The sequence below is a fragment of the Bacteroidota bacterium genome (assembly GCA_041658205.1).
Taxonomy (GTDB): Bacteria; Bacteroidota; Ignavibacteria; order UBA10030; family UBA8401; genus UBA8401.
The window spans coordinates 416067-439620 of record JBBAAO010000002.1 but is presented as its reverse complement, the minus strand read 5'-3'; the positions used below and the strand labels follow the sequence as shown (position 1 = coordinate 439620).

General features: G+C 41.2%; 12 protein-coding genes. 4 read left to right on the top strand and 8 right to left on the bottom strand.

Features of this window, described 5'->3' with window-relative positions; all coding sequences use genetic code 11:
* Positions 1–7: 7 nt before the first annotated feature.
* From WDA22_13705 to WDA22_13675, 7 genes are all read right to left on the bottom strand, one after another.
* On the bottom strand, positions 8–2083 hold the full coding sequence (locus WDA22_13705; GenBank protein ID MFA5834528.1) for a T9SS type A sorting domain-containing protein: 2076 nt from the start codon (positions 2081–2083) through the stop codon (positions 8–10).
* A gap of 886 nt (positions 2084–2969) precedes the next feature.
* Positions 2970–7796 carry a cohesin domain-containing protein gene (locus tag WDA22_13700; protein ID MFA5834527.1) on the bottom strand — a complete coding sequence of 1609 codons (4827 nt, stop codon included), beginning with the start codon at positions 7794–7796 and terminating at the stop codon, positions 2970–2972.
* A gap of 464 nt (positions 7797–8260) precedes the next feature.
* Positions 8261–9598 carry a T9SS type A sorting domain-containing protein gene (locus tag WDA22_13695; GenBank protein ID MFA5834526.1) on the bottom strand — a complete coding sequence of 446 codons (1338 nt, stop codon included), beginning with the start codon at positions 9596–9598 and terminating at the stop codon, positions 8261–8263.
* Positions 9599–9721: 123 nt separating this feature from the next.
* On the bottom strand, positions 9722–11560 hold the full coding sequence (locus tag WDA22_13690; protein ID MFA5834525.1) for a T9SS type A sorting domain-containing protein: 1839 nt from the start codon (positions 11558–11560) through the stop codon (positions 9722–9724).
* Between the two features lie 256 nt (positions 11561–11816).
* A complete protein-coding gene (locus tag WDA22_13685) occupies positions 11817–12830 on the bottom strand; it encodes a T9SS type A sorting domain-containing protein (protein ID MFA5834524.1) in 1014 nt (337 codons plus the stop codon).
* 16 nt (positions 12831–12846) lie between these two features.
* Positions 12847–15327, bottom strand: a complete 2481-nt coding sequence (locus WDA22_13680) for a T9SS type A sorting domain-containing protein (protein MFA5834523.1) — start codon at positions 15325–15327, stop codon at positions 12847–12849.
* A gap of 179 nt (positions 15328–15506) precedes the next feature.
* A complete protein-coding gene (locus tag WDA22_13675; GenBank protein MFA5834522.1) occupies positions 15507–17300 on the bottom strand; it encodes an AGE family epimerase/isomerase in 1794 nt (597 codons plus the stop codon).
* A 72-nt stretch (positions 17301–17372) separates the two neighbouring features.
* Between WDA22_13675 and WDA22_13670 the strand changes: the two genes are divergently transcribed.
* A complete protein-coding gene (locus WDA22_13670; protein MFA5834521.1) occupies positions 17373–17768 on the top strand; it encodes a hypothetical protein in 396 nt (131 codons plus the stop codon).
* Between the two features lie 33 nt (positions 17769–17801).
* Here WDA22_13670 and WDA22_13665 read toward each other — a convergent pair whose 3' ends face one another.
* Positions 17802–19346 (bottom strand): T9SS type A sorting domain-containing protein, encoded by a 1545-nt coding sequence (locus WDA22_13665; GenBank protein ID MFA5834520.1) that lies wholly within the window; start codon positions 19344–19346, stop codon positions 17802–17804.
* Positions 19347–19713: 367 nt separating this feature from the next.
* On the opposite strand from WDA22_13665, the gene dcd reads away from it, so the two are divergent.
* The 3 genes from dcd to pyrF all read left to right on the top strand — a co-directional run bounded on the left by dcd (position 19714) and on the right by pyrF (position 23519).
* Positions 19714–20253 (top strand): dCTP deaminase, encoded by a 540-nt coding sequence (gene dcd / locus WDA22_13660; protein MFA5834519.1) that lies wholly within the window; start codon positions 19714–19716, stop codon positions 20251–20253.
* Between the two features lie 136 nt (positions 20254–20389).
* Complete coding sequence (locus WDA22_13655) at positions 20390–22435, top strand: S9 family peptidase (protein MFA5834518.1); 2046 nt, start codon at positions 20390–20392, stop codon at positions 22433–22435.
* Between the two features lie 262 nt (positions 22436–22697).
* Entirely contained in the window at positions 22698–23519 is an 822-nt protein-coding gene (gene pyrF, locus WDA22_13650; GenBank protein MFA5834517.1) for an orotidine-5'-phosphate decarboxylase, read from the top strand.
* The last annotated feature ends 35 nt before the right edge of the window (positions 23520–23554 follow it).

The following is a 23554-nucleotide window of genomic DNA, read 5'->3' as shown; positions in this document are numbered from 1 at the left end:
AACTTATTTATTTCGTGTAATTCATTTTTTTCACTTCTCGGTAATTGGGAGTATGCAGAACATAAAAATACATACCGCTTGCAAACCCGGAAGCATTAAATTGAACGTTATACACCTGTCCCGCTTGTGCGATATCATTAAACAATGTAGTTACCTCGCGGCCTGTTACATCATACACCTTTACCGTTGCCTGCTCAACATTTTTTATGGAGAAACGGATGGTGGTTGCGGGGTTAAAAGGATTCGGATAGTTTTGCATAAGTTGATATGTACCTGCCACCAAATTGACATTCACTTCTATCCTGTTGTGATAGGTGAAGTTTCCATTCCTATCAATCTGTTTCAACCGGTAGGAATACTGTCCACCACTCACCATATCATCCGTAAACGAATATGATTTCGGTGCATTGCTATTCCCTGCACCATTGACAAACCCAATTTTTTCCCATGTACCGGTAATCATCATGCTTCGCTCGATTTCAAATCCATAATTGTCTACTTCTGTTTCTGTCTTCCATAGCAGCTCAACTCGATTTCCACTAATAACAGCAGTAAAGGAAGTGAGCTCGACAGGAAGAACAGTGGTTGCTTCGTCAGCCCCCATGTATGGGTATGTTCCACTTCGCGAATTGCCGTCGATATCGGTTGAGATACTTAGACCGGTCTCACCTATAAGGTTAACATCGCCGTTCGAGCCACCAGAAAGATGAAGATCGGTTGCAGTTGTAAATGTTACATTGATCGATTTCGAATTTATATCTTTTGTCGGATTGGCAGATTGATAAGCAGCTACTGTGGTATAAGTACTGACAACTTTATGATTTGTGTTTGATTGACGCATATAAAAATTGTTACAATCACTCACTGGTGTAGGAACAGCGCTGATAAAATATGGATTGGTATGTGTAGCCTCATCGCTAATAAAAATATTGTTTTTAATTTGAGCGGTATTTCCAGATAATTGAATACAACTATAATATCCTGTTGAACTAGCATTTGTCAATGCTGGCATGTAAAATGTGTTATGATAGATTGTTCCTGCAACACCGCTAAAAAACAAATACGTTAAATTTAGACCAGCTGTTGAAGCCGCCGTTTTCTCCATTCCGGCAAAGGTGTTGTTATAAATATTATAGGTTGCAGCACTGGCTAATGAAATTACCCTATGCCCAAACGCTCCTGTTTCTTGAGTAGATGATTGTAAAAATTTATTATTGTAAATATTTATCGTTCCCGCAACATTTGCTGAAGTCCACAAACCATAAGAAATAGTTCCGGGTGCACCAGTTTGAATAGTGGTAAACTCGTTATTATAAATATTTCCTCCTGTTGTATAGTTTATTTCAAGCAGTCTGCGCCTTGCTGTAACGGTATTATTTTTAAAAACAAATCCTGTCACCCTAGAAGTAGCTGATCCAGAATTTGTAATTCTCATACCCATAGAAACATTTGATCCCGTACCCGTCATTGTATTGTTTTCAATCGTTAAGTTTGTGGGTGCAGCATCTATGGCTGTTCCTATACGTGCAACAGCAACAATACAAACTGGAGATGTTGCGGAAGTAGAGTTGTTTTCAAAAACGCAATTTTTTATAACAATATTATCACATCCTCCAACAACTGTTATCAAACGCGCATTAGCGGTAGAAGCGCTTGAATTAGTAAATTTTAATCTTTTGGTAGTAAATCCCGATGCATAACCATCAATCGTTATATTGCTGGTAGAAATTGTAGTTGCATCCGTCCAACTCAACGTAGGCGTAGGATTTCCAATAACAAAATGACCTGAAGGTCCTGTATTATCAGTCGTGCTTGTAAAAGTTATTGTACGAGCTACATCCTGATTGGGTCTAATGGTAATGCTAAAACCACTAGTATTTACTCCCAAACCGACATTCGCCGATTCGGTTAAATCGCTCGTAATATAAAACGTCACATTCCCTGTTACCGTACCGGCGTTAATAGCATCAAAAGCAGCTTTCAAAGTGGTATATGTCTCTCCTGTGCCAATATTATATGATCCGCTAAATTGAGCCCATGTCGTTGTGTATAACAAAATGAAAAAAGTAATGAATTTCTTCATAGAGTATCTCCTTGAATAAAATTTTGAAGAATGGATATTGTAATGTGAAATTGAAATGCCATAACGGATGAAACGTTATGCAAAATGTGTTGCAAGAAATGTTTTTTCTACAAGAGGGAATGTTTTGTGGATATGTAGAATTTCTACCACGAGAATATCATCTGATAAGAATGAAGAAGCAAGACCTAATTTTATAAATAGTGTGCTAAATCAAGACAATGTTGTATGATTTTATTTAACACCAGATCTAACAATAAGATGCAAATGACGACACATACTTTTTTCCCTTTAATTTAATTTGAGAAATTGAAATGAATGCCCTCGCGGCAAGCTGCGAGGTATCTTGTCATGTCCCGCCTTTCGGATTCCGCATAGCGGGATTCAAAAAGCGGAACAAGCGTACGCTGGCATCCAGGTCCTGGATTCCGGTGCCGAAGGCATCACTTTGTAGACTTTCGCCGGAATGACGCCGCAAGCGGTGGGGAATTAGACCCTTAAGAGATTAAACGAATTTACATTACCGTTTCTCAATTCAATAAGGAAAATAGTTTTCACTCAAATACGAATGTCCACCTAAATACATAAACCATTAAAGCTACATTTTCAAATAGAATGTATTTCTTTGAGGGAACAACAATTATCACAGGCGGAAGAACGCTTACAAAGCAAGGAGAATGAAAATTAAAATACTATAAATCTTTAAGACATAAGCATTTTACTTTTTTTATCTGTTAGGTATAATACCTTCTCGGTGCTACCATATTGAAAACCTTGCAATTGGCATCCAGTTTTTTTTGATAAAATGATGAGCAAAGGTTTGAAATAAAACTTTACAAACAAGTCGGAAGATGATCAATATTGTCAAATAGGGAGAGTAATTGTCCAGTTATTTTATCAATATCATTTTTTTTAATCGTATATCACCACCGCTTTTCAAATGGGCGAAGTAGATGCCGCTCGCAAGTTTTGCCGCATTAAATGTTCTCTGATGATAGACGCCGGATTCGAGATATTCATTCACCAGCGTTGCAACTTCTTTTCCTAAAACATCATACACTTTCAATGTCGTGAATCCCGAAGCGTGAATCGTGAATCTAATAGTGGTCGACGGATTGAACGGATTGGGATAGTTTTGTTCCAAGACAAATAGTGCCGGTGCAGTACTTGTTGCTCTACTCACCGAAGCTGGCGAAAGATTGATAATTCCATTTTCAGTATTTTGAACTGAGATAGGTTGCGCTGCGCCGGAAACTACATACACATTTTGGAAATTCACGAATGCGCTCCCAGTAGCATTCGGCAACACACGCATAATCAATTCCACTACGGCAGCACTGTCGATTACCGAAGGCTCGGAGCCGATCAGTTCAATGGAAACAATTGATTGTCCGATATTCTTTCTCACCATGGAAAAGGAATGAGTAGCTTTCTGAGTATGAATATTCAATAACTGTATACGCCCAGCATCATACTCAATCATTAATTGCAATCCGGACATGCCTATCACACCGGATGCGATAACGGGGATCTTCACTGTGTCTCCGGGTGCACCTGAAACACTGCCAATGCGAAGTCGCATATTTGCAGCGACGAACATCATTGTGTCAGCTTTAGGGCCGCCATAGATGCCAATATCGTTCCGTGTTCCATCACGATCGTTCCATTGTAACACTGGATCTCCCGCATTGGGGAGTATGGATAATGGTGCGGGAAAGAAGTTTCCTCGTTGCATATCCGTGAATTGCGGATCAGCGGTTAACTCTGTGGTATCAAGATTTCCATTTGCAACGTTCGTTGTATTCTTCCAGAAAAGATTATATCGATGTGCTGCAGATTGCGACACACTAATACCAACAGTACTATTCAGAAAAACATTGTTCAGAATCGATTGATTGCCGCCATTGTCGCTGATACCTGTTTTTCGAACATCGAAGATATTGTTCACAACAACAGTGCTGTCGGCATTGAAAAGCTTTATTCCATTTCCGGCAACAGCAGTTCCTGAAAAAAGATTGTTGGAGATGAGTGATTGCTTTGACGTCATGCCTGTTATTGCCGTCATCATTTCCTTCGAAAGAAAGAACCGATTGTTTGTGACTGTAGCATGATTTGCGGAGTTCAAGACAACCGCATCAATTGCAGACGAAGGAGCAAAAACGTTGCGTGTGATGATGGCATCATTTGCGGAGACAGAAATCATACTGGTGCCGCCATACTTTGACTCGATAAAATAATTGTCCCGAATCGTCACATGAGAACCGGAAGAAACAATCACCGAGTACATTGCCATGGCTGCTTGGTCAATCTTATTCAATGCGATTTCGGCGTTCGACGACATCACTTCTATAACTGTTCCTATCGATGCCTCATTAATAAGAGTGCAACCGCTAATTCCAGAATTTTTTACATTTATAAATCGTACTGTTGTCGGAATGCTGATGAGTGGATCGTTGGGGCGTATAATTGTGGTGATGCTTGCACCGGCACCCTGTACATATACATCACTTTTCATTGAGATCGGACCTTGATACGTTCCAGATGCAACACATACCGTATCGTTGGCTTTTGCACTATCAATTCCCTGCTGAATAGTTTGATATGGATGATAGATAGAGCCATCCGATATTCCCGTAAAAGCGGCGTCAACATATTTCTTGTGCGCAAATTGTGTCGTGGACTGCACAACAATCAGTCCGCTAGCAATTGATGAAAGAACAATTCGATTGTTCCCTCCGTCAAAAATCTCTCCGGAAAGTTCAACGGCACTGCGCGTCGTATTGGTAATCGATGGATTAGTTTTGAATCGTACGACTGCAACGGGTCCGCCGCCCGAAAGAATTTCCGAAGGACCATTAAGATGAATAGACCGTTTTCCCTTTTGAATTCCCTCAACAGAAACGGTAAATGCGTTTGTCAATGAAGCCGTTGACGCATCGATGAATGTTCCAATATTCTCATCAAATGTAATATCCATATGTATTTTCTGTACTCCGGCTGCCACCGAAAGAAGAACATTAACCGCTACGGTATCTCCTGGAAATCCGGTCCCTCCTTTTACCGAAAGTTCTGTGGAAAAAGCCGCGCTAAGATCTTCCGGCATCGGATCTGGTCCGCCGTATGCTCCGATATCATTCCTGGAACCATCCTTATCATTATATTCCGATGATGGATCTCCGGCATTGATGCACGGGGAACCGCTTTTCAGATGAAAATTGTTTTTTTCTTTGCTCACAAACATCGGATCGACGGAAATTTCTGTTGAACTTAATGCTATATCCGAAGCACTGTTGAATCCCCATCGATCATTATACAGTAGCTGCAATGAAATATTGATGGTATTTTGAATGGAAGTAATATAGGTGCCGGGTGGCGGAAAACCGGCAATACAATTGTTGCGAAGAGTAACCGCTCCGCGAGTGCATTGTATACCGATCAATCCAGCCTTCAACACAAATATATTATTCACAATATTGTCATTCCCTCCCCACACCTGAATGCAAATTCCTGACTGAATGATATTGTTCCGTATATCAGCTCTGTTTGCCCTGATTTGTATGCCAACAAAGAAGTTTGAAATAATGTTTTTACTGATTACCACAACAGCGTTGTTCCAAATACCAATCCCAAGATCACTCCCTGTACCGGTGAAAATATTTTCCGTCACCAGTACATCCGATCCATAGCACCATATACCACGTAAAACAAACGAAAATCCTTTGACAACGGTGTGGCTTGCCGTTGAAAAAGAAGTGGATCCCACCGGCTCTATCAATCGTGTTATTGAAGCACCTGCGCCAATTAATGAGATCCCCTCCTTCATCACAATATCTCCTCGATAATCGCCCGGGAGTACATATACGGTATCCCCCTTATATGAATATTCAATCGCTTTAGGGATTGTTGCGAATGGATGAGATGCCGATCCGTCCCCTGCCTCCGTTCCCGATGATGAAACAAAAATTTTCATCACTTTTGGAGAAAATGATCCGCTCTCGATCATGACGCTTTCATTAAATGTGCTGTCCACAGCAGTAACACCATACCGATAGAGTATATCAAACGAAACAGAGGAATCGATGTACGAAGCCGTATTGGATGGTATAACAACAAAAGTCCCCAAGTCGAAATTTTTCACACCTTCCGCACGGTAAATTCGATACGATTTGACATCGGTCGACGGGCTTTTTGTCCATCCGATCATATTCCGATGGTGCTCACCATGAGCAGTGATATTCGAAATCGGGGCTGGAGCTATTGAATCAGAAGATGAATAGGTAATACTAAAATCGTTTAGCACCGGAGTATTTCCATTCGTTTCAGACCTAAAAAATGCTTTTACCTGAATGAATCTTTTCTGACTTATTGCTGAGTTAATGTTTTCTTCCAAAGCATTTGTATAATAATCCAATCCCGATGTTGGACCGCTCCATTGCGAAGATTGGATTTCATCTTGTGTTTTGGAAGATCGTAACTGAAATTTCAGTGATGTCCCTGTGGGTGTAACACCATTCCAAGAGAAAGTTTTATAGTGTGTTTGCTGAACTCCTGCGTCAAAAATTTGTGAGATAAAATTTCCGGAAGTTGCATTTTGTACCTTCCAAAACGAAGCCCATTGTTGTTCGGGCTGGCCATCATGAAATCCCACACCGTACCCCAATTTGAACATTCCGTTAGCGGAAAACATCTCCTTCCAGTAAATATCTCCACTGACAAGATCCGTCAGCCGCTTCGAACTTCCGATTTTGTTCCCGGTGAAATCAAATGTCTGACTATAGATTTGTCCGGGGGGACCAGGATACACACCCGGTACATAATTCCATGTTACGCAGCTGTTGCCGGCGGCGTCAAATACGACAAGAGAAGAACTCCCTTTGGGAGCAGAACCGTTTGCAATAACAGGTGACAACAATAAATTGCCGTTTGAGTCGGCAAGCGTAAAATAGGTTTCGTCTGGCCCGACATTATCATCTCCTCCATCCCATACGAGTGCAAACTTCCCATTGTGGAACGCACCATCGATGTGGTATTCATTTTTTGTGATGCTTGCAGGAACAATTTTAATAGAATCTCTTAGTTTAGTCCCTTCGGGAGTGTAAAACCACCCGTACGATTGAAATCCTATTGTTGAATTTCCTTCCGTACCGATAATAAAAAAACGTTTATTGATCTGGTCAACAATAGGGCGCGGTATACTGTGCGTGGCATTACTCAGTCCAAAAATACGTGTATTACTTCCAATTTTCTCATTCGCAGTGGTAAAGAATTGAACATAACGCGGAGTGTAGGAAAATCCGTTCGTTGAATCGAAATTTTCTGCCCAACTGACCGCAAAACGTCCATCATTCAATAAACCAACTCCAACCGTTATACCATCGGTCTTAGTCCTTTCCGAAACCTCAATTGCTCCGCTTAACTGTTGTCCTTGGGAATTAAATTTTTGGATATACACTTTTTTTGAAGTAATCCACCCTTTCAGGTAATTTCCTTGATCATCGTAACTGACATTTCGCGGTGTTGTTGCGTCAAGCGCGGGATTCCCCTCCCGCGTTACGGGATGAATCAATTGCACTTCACCATCAGTATTGACAACAGTGACAGTACGATTAAACATACCCTTGGAAAAATCAGCTTCAGTGGATTGACTCCATACTTTTATTTGGGCGGGAAGCGATACACTGAAAAGGAATGCTATTAGAAAAAATATTTTCTTCATACCGTTCACCATTGAAATATTGCGAAGAGTGATTTCAAATATAAAAATCTCAGTTGGCCGTTTTCAACAACAACAACCGAAAGAATCTCCGACCCAATACGTATTACCCTCTTTGCCAGACTATGGATCGTAATGACAAATCTCGATTTTTGGGCCGACCTTTAAATGTACTAAAATATCTTACCCAAAAGATAATGAGTTATACATAATTCCTTTTTTGAGGATATAGTCCGACCATACCTTATCAAGGACAACGATATTCTATCTCAACATTCAAACACATTTCTTTTGTTTTCCGAACTTACCCAGGAGTTTTATTCGGACAAACGCGTCTTGATATTATTTTTGACTCTCATGGGCGGTTATGAGTCGGTTTAAAAAAATACAGGCACGGTAAAAACCGTGCCGGTTGTAACCTAACAACTTTGCATTTTTTTGGGTGCTGTTTGAATCGTATACGTTTTTTATTTCACTAATTGCATTTTTATGATACGCATTGATACTCCGCCTCGTAATTGTACAAAATAGATTCCACTAGAAAATTGTGAAGCTTCAAATTGTTTAGAATGATATCCCGCCTCCTGTGAAGCTTTTATTATTGTAGCCACCGTTTTTCCTAAAATATCGCGTACGGTCAACTCTACATGACTCCCTTCTCTTAAATGATAACTGATTGTTGTTATTGGATTAAACGGATTGGGATAGTTTTGGAATAATTCAAAATGGTCAACGTTGGAATTTTCGTTTTCTTGTTTTGCTTCCGTTAGTTTTGATCGGAGTTGCTCTGCAAAGGAGGTGAATACAGCATGTAATGAAGTATCTTTCACATCACTGCCATATACTTCAAAATATCGCATGCCGAATTTTCTTCCTTTTTCCAGCGCTGCTTTCATTACACCTGCTTTCGTCGAATCTGAAATTCCACACTGATTCATCCGCGCTGGACCATCCTGAACATGCCAGAGCATCTGCGCGCCGGTCCGTTCAGGATATGTATTCATCACACTCCATTGTGACCCTGAATTCGGCGGATAAACGGTACATCCGCTGATATCTTCTCGCCACAATCCGAACCGATCAGGATATTTGGCAACACCATATTTTGCATATTCTCCGCAGACGTAGTTACGGCTTTTTCCCGTTGCCTTTGTTTCGAACGACACATAATCCATTGAACTCCATAACGGTGTGTGCGGAAATGCAATCATATAGTGATCCAACACCTTGCATAGTTTCGCCACGAGTGTATCGGGATTGTAATGATATACTTCCCAAAAGTTTCTGCCATCGGCGATTTTTTCCGGCAAATTTCGCGAAATACTTCCGGAGACAGCGTTGATAGAAGCAATATTTGTGTCGGCTGCATATTTTGCTCCAAGCGCCGTAATTACATTTGTAACACGCTGAAGATAGATGTTGTCCCACGGTACATAGTCGAACAGCGTATCACCAAATGTTGGGTGATACTCATTTTGATCAAGATAAAAATATACCTGTGCGCCGAGCGAGTCTCGTATCCACACCGGACTCCCCAAAATCTGGATTACCGATTTCTTCCCAAATTTTTTGGCATTCTTCACTTCGGAGTCGATATACGACCAATCGAATTGACCGGGTTGTTTCTCAACAATTTCCCACTTCGTTCGGATTACGACTCCGTCAATAAACGGTAGATTGACAAGATTTTCAGGGGTCGGTTTATCTGAGGTTCCTAATGTGTACAAACCGGGAGAGATAATGAATTGTGCTAATACTGATGAGTGAACAAGAAAAAATAAAATTGCGATGTAAAAATATCTCATGCGATATCTTGTTTTATAGTTTTTCCAGATTCTTCGCTACGCTCAGGAAAGGACTTCATGATCTTCCCTCATAACAGCTGAGCAGTTACGTTATTTTAAAATATACGAAATTAATTTTTGCCCTTACTTCAGCAGTACCATTTTCTTCATCTCACTGCGTGAATTATTTGTCAGCCGATAAAAATATACGCCTCCCGCAAGAGCAGAAGCATCGAATGTCTTTTGATGAGAGACGTTTGCTTCAAGGTGTTCATTGACCAATGTTGTTACTTCCCTTCCAAGTGCATCAAATATTTTTAATGAGGTGAATCCTGATTCTTGAATCGTAAATCCTATTGTTGTCGTTGGATTAAACGGATTGGGATAGTTTTGATACAATAAAAATGTCGAGACATTCACACCATTGTGATTCACGGCGGTAGGCTTCTTTTTTTGATACTGAAGGATTAACACACTCATCGGTGATAGAGTAAAATTACCGGCTGGGTCACTGGCAACAGTATTATCCAAAATAATTTCGGACGTTAATGAAGTTGCCGTAAGCAGACGAGATGTTGTTACCGAATAATTGCTTAAGCCATTTGTTTGAAATATATGAGAATCATTTTTGTCCCGGTTTACTGCAATAACATTCAATAATGACGAATCTGATGAGATAAATGCTCCTGCTCGAACGGAATATGAATTTCCGTCGCTTCCTTTGGGAGATGTAGTTGTTACTGCAACCGATCGATCTAAAAACAATTGGGACAATTTTTTATAGAGTGCTGCAGCGGGCATCAGTGTATAATTTCCAGGAGAATTTAGCCGGATAGGATGCCACGTGGCGGGAACAAGCCCATACGCCCAAAAATTGACACGCTCAACATTTTTTATTTGACTCATCAACAGCAGAAAATCTGCACAGAGATTCGCTCCCTGCCATTGCATGGCAAGATCAGGATTTCCTGTAGGCACTCCGTTGAGCGTTGGAACATTGTGAGCATAATCTCCAACAATTACTTTCAATCCTTTTGCTTTCGCAGAATCGGCAATCGCAATTATTCCGCTCTCTACCTTTGCAATTCCAAGTCCAAGCGTACCATTCACAACAGTCTCGTCAGGGAAAAAATGGGGAGAGAGTCCATATAGCTTTCCTTTCAGAGAAGGATGATTCATCATTTTGGTATTCCATTGAGATGTTGCCGGTCCGGTCGCTGGAACAGTAATCTTAATCGTTGGATCTCGCAAAAGCATCGAATCCAAAATTGGTTGTATCATTGCAACATAATTATTGGCTCCAACAGAATCGTTGCCAAATTCGCCCGATGCCCATGGTTCGTTTCCCAAATTCCATATTTCAATGCCATACGGTTCGGGATGTCCATTGGAATCTCTGACGGCTGCCCAATCAATTCCTCCGCCCCAATTTTTCCCATTGTTTGGTGCATTTGCATATTCTACCAAATCTGCAGCAGATTGCGCTGGATCATCGATCGCTGCTTGGGATTGAATCAGTTTCAATCCCGATGTTGACTTGGAATAGATCGTTACCATTATTTGAATATCTTTCGGAAGCGCTCCACGTGATTTCGTCATCGCCATGAATTCGTCAAATCCAAATTTCAGCGGCTGAGAAGGAACATTACCGCCAATGTCCTGTGATTGACGTTTTGCAGCCGGACCGACCGACTTCTTCCAATCAAATCCGGACATAACGGCGTTAGCAGGATACCGGAGTGTTGACATAGGAAAATCTCCGAAGATAGTTTGTATCTCCGGTAGGATAACGCCATTCGTATCGTGATATCCAACAGGACCGGAATTCCCTCTCATGCTTGAGCGTGCATCGAACGTGATTCCCAAAAGAAGAGACGAGCGGGGATTAATAACAGTGTTAACATTGACAGTGGCAATAGCATCAGCTGATTGTCCAAAAGAAACTTCCGTCAGCAGTATTACAAAAAGTAAAGATAATCTCATAATCCCCCAAGTATTAAGAAATGGTATGGCGAATATACTTCAAACTCAATGCCAAATATTTTCAAGGGAAACTGAGAAAAACAATTGCTGCTGAAGTATGACACATGCAAACAATGCATTGGTGCGCAATGTTTGCATACCAAATTTGTTTATGCTCGTGATTATCCTTGGTATCGGTATCGTGTATTTTTCGTAGTAATATTCCGAAATCCGAAGCAGGCATCAGTGTGAAAAGTGTATTTTTGAAGTGTGCAGATTATTTGACGAGTATCATTTTCTTCAGTTGAATGTATTTGCCGCTTTGTAGTTTGGCAAAATATATTCCGCTTGAATAATTTCCTGCATCAAATGTTTGTTGATGGTGAACGCCGGATTCGAGGTATTCATCTACCAGTGTTGCCACTTCCCTGCCAAGAGCATCATAAATTTTTAGTGAGGTAAATGCTGAAATCTGAACCGTAAAATCAATCATTGTCGTCGGATTAAAGGGATTAGGATAATTTTGCAAAAGAGTAAATGTGTTCACTGCTTTTTGTTCTTTGCCAATCGTCGTTACCGGAACAATATATTCAATCGTCAGTTTTGGCTGTGTACCAAAGAGATGCCTCTGCGGCTGTGAAACGTAGATATGAATTCCAACGGTATCTGTTTCCAATTTAAAACCAAAATTCTTTTCCGGTTCCAGCCAGCTCTTTACAATATCATTGTCCAGCAAAACTGTATAGGAAACAGAACCATTGGCCGGGATTTTATTCTCCTTATCCGGTATGATAAATAATTTGTTTGCTACATAATCAACTCCTGATTGGCTTGCTCCTTTTCCTCCCCACGCAACATTCTGTTTCCGCGTTTCCCATCCTATCTGTGCAGAACCTACGCCGCCGGATGGATCGACAACATCGGCAAACCAATCTACCGCAAGATATTTCCCGACCACTCTCACCGGTTTATCCCATTGCACAAATGTTAATGTCAATTTTGCTGATTTGATCTCCGCATTTTTCGGAATGTATTTGTCCAAACTATCGAATCTCATCAACGGAAAAATATCATATGCATGGACGGTCTTTGAAAGATATCCTATGCACCAATCAGAATTTCCATCGGCAAAGGTTGTTCCGTTGATATTCCCACTTGTTCCATACCCAAGACTCGAAATATCAACCGCCTTGGCTCCCCAATATCCATCTTTCCCTTGTTGAAACGATTTCGTTATCGTTTGAGCAAAAACAAAGGTAAATGCAGTAATAAAAAAGAAAATAAATTTCATATCATTCCTAAAATCTTTATCGTAATAAAAGTAATTTTTTTGTTTCAGTAAATGTACCGGCGCGCAGCGTATAAAAATATAATCCGGAAGAAAGTTTCTGAGCGTTAAACTCAACAATATATTTTCCGGCATGTTTTTCTTCACTTACAAGCGTTTGCACTTCTCGCCCAATTGCATCATATACTTTCAACGAAACGAAACTCGACACCGGCAATTGATACATAATGGTTGTCGATGGATTGAAAGGATTGGGAAAATTTTGTTCCAGCATGAATTCCATTGGTGTTGATTGTCCCGCAGGAACGCTTAACGCGGTGCTCTTCCAGTGTTTTAATAATGCTCTCAATGCTTCCGGTTTGTTCTGCGGTTTTGGAAGACCGGCTTGATCTTTTGCATTCAATCCATGACACGATGCGCATGTACGGATCTCCCCTGGTTGAAAGGTGATCCAGTAGCGTTCGCGCACTACTCCCTTCCCTTTAGGATCGGACAACTGCCAGGTAAGAGCGCGATGTGTCGGAACAAAGGAAGCCAACGATCCATCCAAACCCAATTTCACGCTTCCGGCAAATCCTGAATCAATCTGAGGATTGTTAGCAATAGCATCATGCATCGGTGTTGCAAGAACTCTTCGTCCCGGTTTCGGAGTTGTATATCCGCCTGCTCCCCCTTGAGATCGTCGTAAATCAGCTTGAAAAATTTGCAGATAGGAAATGTCGTACACTTTTCCGGCAAGTGAAGTAGTTTTTACTCCACCGGGCACCTGCAAATTAAACGGTTGAGCATTATCCGTGCGCTCTCGCGTTGTGACATTTCTGCTGACGATCAGAGCAAGATTTTTTTCTTTCATCCATGTCCGGAATTGCTGCACATCGATATTTTCTTCAGCAAATATTTGCTGTTCCGGTGTTGAGATGGGTGTTTCTGTTTTTAAAGGAGGAATGAGACGCGAACGGACTTCCACCGGGTCAATCTCCCATAATGTATCGGTTCGTTCAACAATGTAATTTTGACCATTGTAATATTTCAACGAACGAATCATACCAGCCGTTAAATATTTATCACTCACGATATATAGTTTTCCATCGATCGTTGTATCCTTCACAGTCTTTAATCGAAATTGATATCGTATTTTTGGAAATTGATCTGTTCCATAATTTTTGTTGAGAAATTTATTCTCTGAGTGACTCACAATCAACATTCCGTTGCTCAGCGGAAGAGGGTTCTTATAATGTCCACTCTGATTCGGATTTGGCGTTGTTCCATCTTCGGCAGAAAAGGCAGTCGCCGAGTGTGTCAGTTCAAATATTTCCATTTCTTCCGGATTCATACCCTTCGCTCCGGTAAATTTTATTAATTGTCCCGCTGTTTCGCGCGAAAACTCCCTGGCATTTGTTGCATAATATGTTCCTGGATTGTTCGGATCTTCCGTGATGTGAAATGTCCCTGCATCGGACTGAAGATATTTTCTGTTCTTGATGATAGTTTCTTTCGGAATGATATAACTGAGATTGTCATCCAAAAGAAAAGATTGGTTGGAATAGGATCCGCCAAATTCATGACGTCCGACATGGTTGATTGTTTCTTCTTCCGTACCATCCTGATTAATTTCCCACGGGAAAAATTGATTAAATGTATGCAGCGACATTGTCGAATCGTAATCGGGATTCAATTTACTTCTCGGTTCCGGGAAAATATCTTCGCGTGAATTCAATGGAATCCCGGCAGAATCCTCACTGGAGTAATTGAAAGTACCGTACGGCTGTCCCGCGCGGTCAAGATCTGCCTGCTGATCGCGCTGTAAATGATCCCAGCGTGTAAAAATAATCCTTCCATACGAATCGACGATCGGATAGAAAGATCCGCTGGGAGAATGTTCAATCAACGTAACTGTTCCTGTAACGCGGTCCAAACTCCACAATCCGGTTACCACAGTTGCATTTTCGTATTCGTCTAATTGTGGATAGAGATATTTTTTCTTGTTGTGCGGCATATCGGAGGTAAAAATGATTTTATCGTCACTTCCATAAATTGGCGAAACATTATTATAGAACTCAGGTTGATTTGGAATTTTTGTGATCTGAACTTTCTCCCCTTTGCCAAATCCTGTCACTTCATAGATCTGCCAGTAGTATGTTGTCGCTTCCCAGATTTTGGTCGGAGCACCGATCACCATGCTGAAGAGCGCTTTTGTTCCGCTCCAATGAATGGAAGGCTGACGTACCGCAATGGATTTTACTCCTTGAACAACAGCGGTATCACCAAAGCCCGCTTCTCGTGTAAGATTCCGCAATGTACCATCGCCGTACCGAATCATCAAATCACCTCCGCGCGGCGCACTGTTCATTGTGGGACGATGATTATTGAACGTCTGTGTAACAGATTCAAAACCTGCCGTCGGTGTTTGTGCAACAAAAATGATCGGATTTGCCGTCTGAATCGGGGTTTGAGCATTCAGCAAAACAATAATGCAGAACAAAAAGAAACATTTTTTCATGAATCACCTTACAAAAGTTGGGGAGAGGGTTTGTATGGTATGAAAATAGAATCTATGGCAGGGGATTACAACTGCACATCTGTTTAGTTGGGGAATTGTGTGATGTGTTGCACAGAAAGGATGAAAGGATACATGAGCGATGACATCTCGGAAGAAGATGCCATCGCTACAGGTGAAGATTATTTAACCAATAACATTTTTTTCAATTGAACATGTTCACCGCTTTGCAATTTAGCGAAATACATTCCGCTTGCTAATTGTCTGGCATGAAATGTTCGTTGATGTTGAACACCGGCTTCAAGATATTCATCGGCGAGCACTGCCACTTCTCTACCAATCGCGTCATAGATTTTTAATGATGTGAATCCTGACACCTGAAGCGTAAATCCGATGGTTGTTGTTGGATTGAACGGATTAGGATAATTCTGATTGAGAACAAAATTATTCGGAGTGTTTTTATTCTGTGCAATGCCCAATGATGTGTTTGTCGGAGCGTATGTTACAGAAAATATTCCGTCCGTATTTGCCGGGAGCGTTAAGGTAAGATTTGTTGAATCATAATTTGTATATGAACTGCCGTTTCGCTTTACAGATGTTATTTTAAGATATCCTTCCGGAACACCGATCGGTCTCATCCGTAACTGCCGCAATTGTTGCTGAGCATTGAAACTATAATAGAGCGTCGCAGGTTCTTTTGTCACCAGAAGTTTTCCGTAGAGATAGGTGTAGTAACCGGTTTCAATGGAATGGTATGCTGCTTTACCGCCACTCCCTTTTGTGGTTCCCCATTGTTGTATTAATCCGCCGTACTTGTTTGTATTCTCAAATACATCACCGTACACATGGTCGACGAAATATTTCATAAAGAAATCGAGCGTTTCATCAGCCATTTTTAAATATTGATCTTTTCCCGTAAGTTGATACATCATTAACCCGGCAGTAATCGCCTGCTCCATCTGCCACCATGCCTTTGCCGTATCTGAAATTCCGTACATCATCATTGCACCGGTGATACGGTTATAGTCTTTGTACGGACCGCCGTTTTGATGATCGTATCCTTTGTCTAAAACAATCTTGATAAGATTTTCTGCTGTTGCAAGATATTGAGGATTTTTTTCCAATTCATAAATACGTGCAAGGCACCAACCGGTTTTCAACACGTGTCCCATAATTGATCGTTGTTCGTCGCTTGTTCCACTTTTGATCTGCCAGGTTGAAGTATAACGCTCCGCAAAACCGATCTGCTGCGAAGCGGCGGTCGATGCTAATCGATTAATCATGTTATCGGCAAGTTCAAGTAATCGCGTTTTATATTTTTGTTCGCCGGTCAATAAATACAGATGAAGCACATGTGTTGTTACCGCATCTACCGTAGCATTAAAACTTTTGTCGGTGGGTGTTGTTCCATTGGCCGCTACATAGTCATAGTACCCGAAATTTGAAATATCTGCATCCCATAATTTTGCTTCATTGTAATCGACCCCTTTCATCAACCAACTCCAATCGGTGGTATCGCGTGTCGCTTCGTATACAGCGGCAATACCAAGCAGTGCATAATGTTGATAGAAAGCGGTTTTTGAAGTATTGGAATTTGTTGGAGTCCCTATGTTATTAATATCATTGTACCATCCGCCGTATGTTTTGTCCCATGAATATTTGTACATAAAATTTAATCCATATCGCGCATAACGAAGATATGTTGTATCACCGGTCAGCTGAAATGCCCTGATAAAACCGTACGCATCGCGGGATTGGTTCATGGTATTCTTCAAAGCGGTGCCGAATGCGCCTCCTTGGCGGTTGATGTTAACAAAATATCCGCCGTTTACAGGATCGTATGCATTCATCCAAAATTTGGCGCAGCTATCAACGAAACCAAACATCTTTTCTGATGACTGCAGATATGGCGATTTGATAGAGTATTGCGGAAAGAGAAATTGAACAGCAAAAAGAAGAGTAATTATTTTTTTCATGAAAGCGCTTCCTTGTTAGCGATTGCTTTTAGAACAATGATTGTTGAAATTTAGTAAAAGAAAGTGAATAAAATGAGTATAAAATTTAGAATCATTACAATTATCTACACCCTGATCAGTTCTGTGACTGTGTTGGTGATGCTGACAACATCATTCGAATTGTTCAATGAAAAATATCTACCAGCATTCATATTAGCTCAGAAATATGCGCTTCCGATCATTGTTACGGCTATGGCAATCACATTTCTCACATTCTTTGAACCTGAACGACTATCCCAGAAGAATACTCTCATAGTGATGCGTGTGTGTTTGGTCGTAACCTTTTTAACTTTCTCTTATTATTTGACTACATTGAATTTGAACCAGAACTCAATAATCACCCTCATTGTTTTTATCATTCAATGGATTGCGACACTTTACGAAACAGTCAGATTTTTTCTGCTCAAAAACACGACAGCCGCTTTGTAAGCGGCTGTTGTAGCAATGCAACACTCCGGAAAATTATTTCAGTAAAATCATTTTTTTTGTTTCAACAAAATTACCCGATCGCAGCTGATAAAAATAGATCCCGCTCGATAGCCGTGAAGCGTTAAAAGGAATATCATAATCACCGGCGTCTATCTTACCATTAACCAGTACCGCCACTTCGTTTCCAAGAATATCATAAATTTTCAATGATGTAACATTCGATGACTCAATGGTGAAAGAGATATTCGTTGTGGGATTGAACGGGTTCGGATAGTTCTGATTTAGCAAAAATTGTTCGGGCAGTATTCCGTTCTGTTTCACTCCCATCGTCCTTGTTAGAAGAACGGCACCGGTTGTTTGATCGCAGAGATAGAATCTGCCGTCCACCCAATCGGTTTGATTCGGAGTCCGCTGATAGTTCAAGGTATACGCTACAGCCCAATAGATTTTGCTTGTATCGAAACCCTGTGGTCCAAACCAGCCGTATTTTTGGTCTGCCATGGAAAATTCAATGTTGAATTCCAATGAATCGGGATGCGACTGAAGCCGGAACTTTTTTCCTCCGGCAGCTTCGACATTCGCCATGACGGTTGCACTGGAGGCGGCAGTTTTATAATTAGTGACCGGTTTTAGTTGTTTGATCCAATCAACGTACCCCTGATCAAGAATGTATGTATCGGATTCACTTGCACGGATGGTAACTCCGGAGCCGATCAAAAAACCACCAACAGGAGCAGTGTACGTATACGCATACTCCCACTTTCGTGCCCTTCCGAGCGTATCCATATCCCAACCGGAGATCCTCCGCAATACTCTGTCTGCAGGAAACTTCTTTGCAAGACTGTCTCCTATCGTGATCGATTCTGAAAACACCATGGGAGAAAAATTAATAAATGTAAGATTGAAATTGGAAATGGATGCATTGTTGATAATGATTGAATCTGCAATTGCCATTACATCAATGCCATTGTCTGGATCGATCTCTCCGTCGTGATTGACATCTTTTACGGCGAGCGGCCAATATGTTCCATTGGGAAGATACTGTACTGAATATGTCCCATTGCTGTTCACATTCGTCCAACCGACAAATGGCGACGTTTCTTCTTTCCCTTCACCATTCATAATATTGAAGCTCGAAAGCGCAACAATCGATCCTTCTGCTGATACTCCAGTCGTACCGGAGAGAACCGTTCCGCTCACGGAGTATGGAGGAAAATCGGCGCCCGTTGTAAAATGAAAGACATACGGTGTTGTAATATATGCACCGGATGCTGCTTTAATGATAAGAAATGCGACGAAGTATGATTGATTCGGTTTGAGCACAACATTGGCATATGATGTTTTTAAATCGGAACTGTATCCGTGCGAAATTACGCTGTCGAAACTGGCGAAGTTCGACAGGTTCTGGTAATGCTGCATTGCCATCGTATCGATAGCTTCGTTAAACGTGATGCTGATTGTTGTTTGCAACGGAACATTCTTTGTATTGTTTGCCGGCTGAGTCGATACGACAGCAAATTGAGCAAAAACGATGGATGGAATTACTAGGAACAAGAAGTATAAAATGTTTTTATTCATATAATCTCCCGATGGATTAACACGATGAATTTAAATAGTTTTGGTATGTCGTCATGAACGGTTGCGCGATTGTAACCCGTCAGTTGTGTTCTAACGACAAACACAATCATGAGAGCTAACAACGCTCTGGGAGATTTTTCCGGGAGGGGTGTTAGAGAGAGCTCCGGTGTTTGGAACTGCTCAAATGTCACTGTAATAACTTATCCCAAATTTCATGAGTTGTCAAGGTACGGTGGTCACATAACAGATTGATTTATCTTGATTTACAGCACTTCTAAAATCTTCATGACCATATTTATTCATATCTCTTTTTTTGTATATTTCCATAATACATTTTCATTATCAATATTCAATTATCAGTGTTCTTATGATCCTTTCAGACAAAAAGATCCTCGAAGAGATGAAAAAAAGGACTATCGTCATCACTCCTTACAATCGTAAGTATCTCGGTTCCAATAGTTACGATGTGCATCTGGGAAAACATCTTGCGATGTATGAACATGAAATCCTTGACGCAAAAATTCACAATAAGGTGCGACATTTTGAGATACCAAAAGATGGAATCATCCTCGTTCCAAGCAAATTGTACCTTGGTGTCACCGAAGAATACACAGAATCCCACGCACATGTCCCTTTTTTGGAAGGAAAAAGTTCTATCGGAAGATTAGGCATTGATATTCATGCCACCGCTGGAAAAGGAGATATTGGATTTTGCAATACATGGACCCTTGAGATCTCTGTTCGTCAACCAGTAAAGGTCTATGCCGGGATGCCGATAGGTCAATTAATCTATTTTGTTGTTGATGGTGATGTTGAAGTGCTCTATAACAAGAAGAAAAATGCAAAGTATAATAAACGAACAATCAAACCGGTAGAATCGATGATGTGGAAAAATTTTAAAAAATAGTTTACAATAATAATGACAACATTGTCGATTCCATAAATGGACGGAATAGCAATCCGTCCATTTATGTTTTGCCTCTCTCCTCTTTTTGAGTTACTTTCCCCTATCAATTTTCAATCTTATCATTCGCGAGGTTCACATGAAACAATTTTTTATTGTGTTGCTCTTGGCAACATGTTCAATTCTCTTCTTGCAATCGCAGACAAGACGCCCTCTGCAATTGGAGGATATGTTTACGATAAAACGCGTTAGCGATCCACAACTCTCACCGGATGGAAAAACTGTAGCCTATGTTGTTAGTGTGGTTGACAAAGCGGCGAACAGAACAAACTCTGATATTTGGCTTATTTCTGTTGTTGGAGGCGATGCAAAACAATTGACGAATTCTCCAAAAGCAGACCGACATCCCCGCTGGTCTCCGGACGGAAAATCAATCGCATTCGAATCCAATCGCGACGGCTCAATGCAGATTTACACTATCAATATTGCTAGTGGTGAAACAAAACAGATCACTACCATCTCGACTGAAGCAAGCAGTGCTATTTGGTCTGCTGACGGTAAGAAACTCGGTTTTGTCTCAGCGGTTTTTCCGGAATTTTCTGACAAACTATATACTGAAGCAGATGCATTAAACAAACAAAAGCAGGATGGCCGAGACAACAGCAAGATGAAAGCCCGTGTGATGACAAAACTATTATATCGGCATTGGGACAGCTGGGTGGACGATAAACGCCAGCATATCTTTGTTGTGAATGCCGATGGAACAAATCCCCACAACGCAACTCCGGGTGAGCGCGATGCTACGCCGACCTCTTCAACGTTTTCCACAGGAGATGATTTTTCATTTTCGCCTGATGGAAAAGAAATTGCAATCACAGCTACTCCTGTTCCCGTCCGAGAAGAATCATGGAGCACCAATCACGACATTCTTACAGTGAATCTTCAAACCGGCGAACGAAAACAGATCACGGCCAATACCGCTGCTGACGTGTACCCGCAATATTCGCCAAATGGAAAGTATATTGCATACCGGGCACAGTCACGAGCAGGATTTGAAGCTGATCGATGGCAATTAATGCTATATGATAGAGCAACCGGGATAACAAAAAATCTCTCTCCTAATTTTGATACAAATATCGATGCCTTCTGCTGGGCCAGTGATAGCAAGTCGATCTACACTTCTGCTGAAGAGAAAGCAAATACTCCTCTCTGGTCAATCACTATTGACGGAGTGGTAAAAAAAGTATTCGATAACGCAAACAATTCCGATGTGAACATTTCTGCGGATGGTAAGTCAATTGTATTTGCCCATCAAACAATGTCCCGGCCTGTCGAAATTTGGACAGCAAACAGCAACGGTAGCAATGCAAAACAATTGACGCATGTGAATGATGCCTTGTTTTCTCATATCGAGTTCTCCGATCCAGAATATGTCTGGTTCGATGGCGCGAATGGAACAAAGGTGCAGATGTGGATCGTCAAACCTCCGTTTTTCGATTCAAAGAAAAAATATCCTCTCGTGTATTGGGTACACGGCGGGCCGCAGGGAGCATTTGGCAACAGCTGGTCGTATCGATGGAACCAGCAATTATGGGCAGCGCAGGGATATGTTATCGCTCTTCCCAATCCGCGCGGCTCTACCGGATTTGGCCAGCAGTTCACTGATGAGATTTCACACGATTGGGGTGGAAAAGTCTATACCGATGTAATGAACGGTGTCGCTTATATGGAAACACAGCCATATATTGATGTCACAAAAATGGCAGCCGCCGGCGCAAGCTACGGTGGTTATATGATGAATTGGATCAACGGACACAGCGATAAATTTAAAACATTGGTTTGTCACGATGGCGTGTTTAATTTTTATTCCATGTATGGCGTTACGGAAGAGACGTGGTTCGACGAGTGGGAGCATGGTATTCCCTGGGAAACGCCAGATTATGACAAATTCTCACCGCACAAGTATGCACAGAGTTTCAAAACACCGACGCTTATTATTCATAACGAACTGGATTTTCGAGTACCGGTGGGAGAAGGACTTGCTTTATTCACCACTCTACAACGCAAAGGGGTTCCCTCCAAACTACTCTATTTCCCGGATGAAGGACACTGGGTATTAAAACCACAGAATTCTGAAATGTGGCACAATACCATTTTTGACTGGTTAAAGGATTATTTACATTAGAAATGGAGAACAAAAAAATCTAACCCAGTCTTTACCTGTTAAAACAATAATTTCTTTTTATCAAATGGCTCTTCAAGAGCCATTTGTTATTATATTGGCATATAGAATCAAAAAAATCATTCGGGGTGACAAACGGTTAACATTATTTGTACGAATTTCAAATAAACAGATCGCTCCTACGGAGCTCCAAAAAAAGAAGAGTAGATTTTTTACAATCAGGTGGCTCCTACAAATCAATCCGAAATAATATTGAAAGCACATTATGAATTTTTCCCAGCGACTCCTTTCCATTCAACAAAAAACTAATTCTCTTTTGTGTGTCGGACTCGACACAGATATCAAGAAAATTCCGACCCATCTTCAATCAAAAAAGAATGGCATCCTGGAATTCAACAAACAAATTATCGCAGCAACAAAAGATATTGCCTGTTCTTATAAAATCAACTTTGCTTTCTACGAATCGTTAGGAAAAGAAGGATGGTCAATTATTGAAAAGACGCGTGCGTTGATCCCTTCCTCCATCCTTACCATAGCCGATGCAAAACGGGGTGATATCGGAAACACATCGTCGCAGTACGCACATGCTATTCTGAACAACATGGATTTCGACTCCGTTACCGTAGCACCATATATGGGAAAAGATTCCGTTCAACCATTCCTGGAGGATGAAAAAAAAGGAGTCTTTCTTCTCGCACTCACTTCCAATCAGGGGGCATTCGATTTTCAATATTTGCACACGGGGAAAAAAAGGGTATTTGAAGAAGTTGTTACTATATCCCAGAAATGGACTACAAAAAAAAATCTGGGATTCGTTGTCGGAGCAACAAAAGCTCAGGATATACGCACCGTAAGGAAACTTGCACCGTTGATTCCTTTTCTTGTACCGGGTATTGGTGCTCAGGGGGGAAGTGTTAAAGATGTCATACAGTACGGATGCACGAAGGACGGCTTCGGAGTGCTGATCAACGCCAGCCGAAGCATTTTGTATGCATCCGATGGAAAAGATTTTTCCGAAGCGGCACGAAGCGAAGCGTTGAAACTGAACAACGAAATAAATTTTTTCAGACAAAGATATTTTCGGTAGGGGGCGTTAACGCTACCCTTTCAACACCGTAGCCA

What these genes read in the sequence shown, in the direction of transcription:
- WDA22_13705 (MFA5834528.1), bottom strand. Translation starts at nt 2,083, where the DNA reads ATGAAGAAATTCATTACTTTTTTCATTTTGTTATACACAACGACATGG.
- WDA22_13700 (MFA5834527.1), bottom strand. Translation starts at nt 7,796, where the DNA reads ATGAAGAAAATATTTTTTCTAATAGCATTCCTTTTCAGTGTATCGCTT.
- WDA22_13695 (MFA5834526.1), bottom strand. Translation starts at nt 9,598, where the DNA reads ATGAGATATTTTTACATCGCAATTTTATTTTTTCTTGTTCACTCATCA.
- WDA22_13690 (MFA5834525.1), bottom strand. Translation starts at nt 11,560, where the DNA reads ATGAGATTATCTTTACTTTTTGTAATACTGCTGACGGAAGTTTCTTTT.
- WDA22_13685 (MFA5834524.1), bottom strand. Translation starts at nt 12,830, where the DNA reads ATGAAATTTATTTTCTTTTTTATTACTGCATTTACCTTTGTTTTTGCT.
- WDA22_13680 (MFA5834523.1), bottom strand. Translation starts at nt 15,327, where the DNA reads ATGAAAAAATGTTTCTTTTTGTTCTGCATTATTGTTTTGCTGAATGCT.
- WDA22_13675 (MFA5834522.1), bottom strand. Translation starts at nt 17,300, where the DNA reads ATGAAAAAAATAATTACTCTTCTTTTTGCTGTTCAATTTCTCTTTCCG.
- WDA22_13670 (MFA5834521.1), top strand. Translation starts at nt 17,373, where the DNA reads ATGAGTATAAAATTTAGAATCATTACAATTATCTACACCCTGATCAGT.
- WDA22_13665 (MFA5834520.1), bottom strand. Translation starts at nt 19,346, where the DNA reads ATGAATAAAAACATTTTATACTTCTTGTTCCTAGTAATTCCATCCATC.
- dcd (MFA5834519.1), top strand. Translation starts at nt 19,714, where the DNA reads ATGATCCTTTCAGACAAAAAGATCCTCGAAGAGATGAAAAAAAGGACT.
- WDA22_13655 (MFA5834518.1), top strand. Translation starts at nt 20,390, where the DNA reads ATGAAACAATTTTTTATTGTGTTGCTCTTGGCAACATGTTCAATTCTC.
- pyrF (MFA5834517.1), top strand. Translation starts at nt 22,698, where the DNA reads ATGAATTTTTCCCAGCGACTCCTTTCCATTCAACAAAAAACTAATTCT.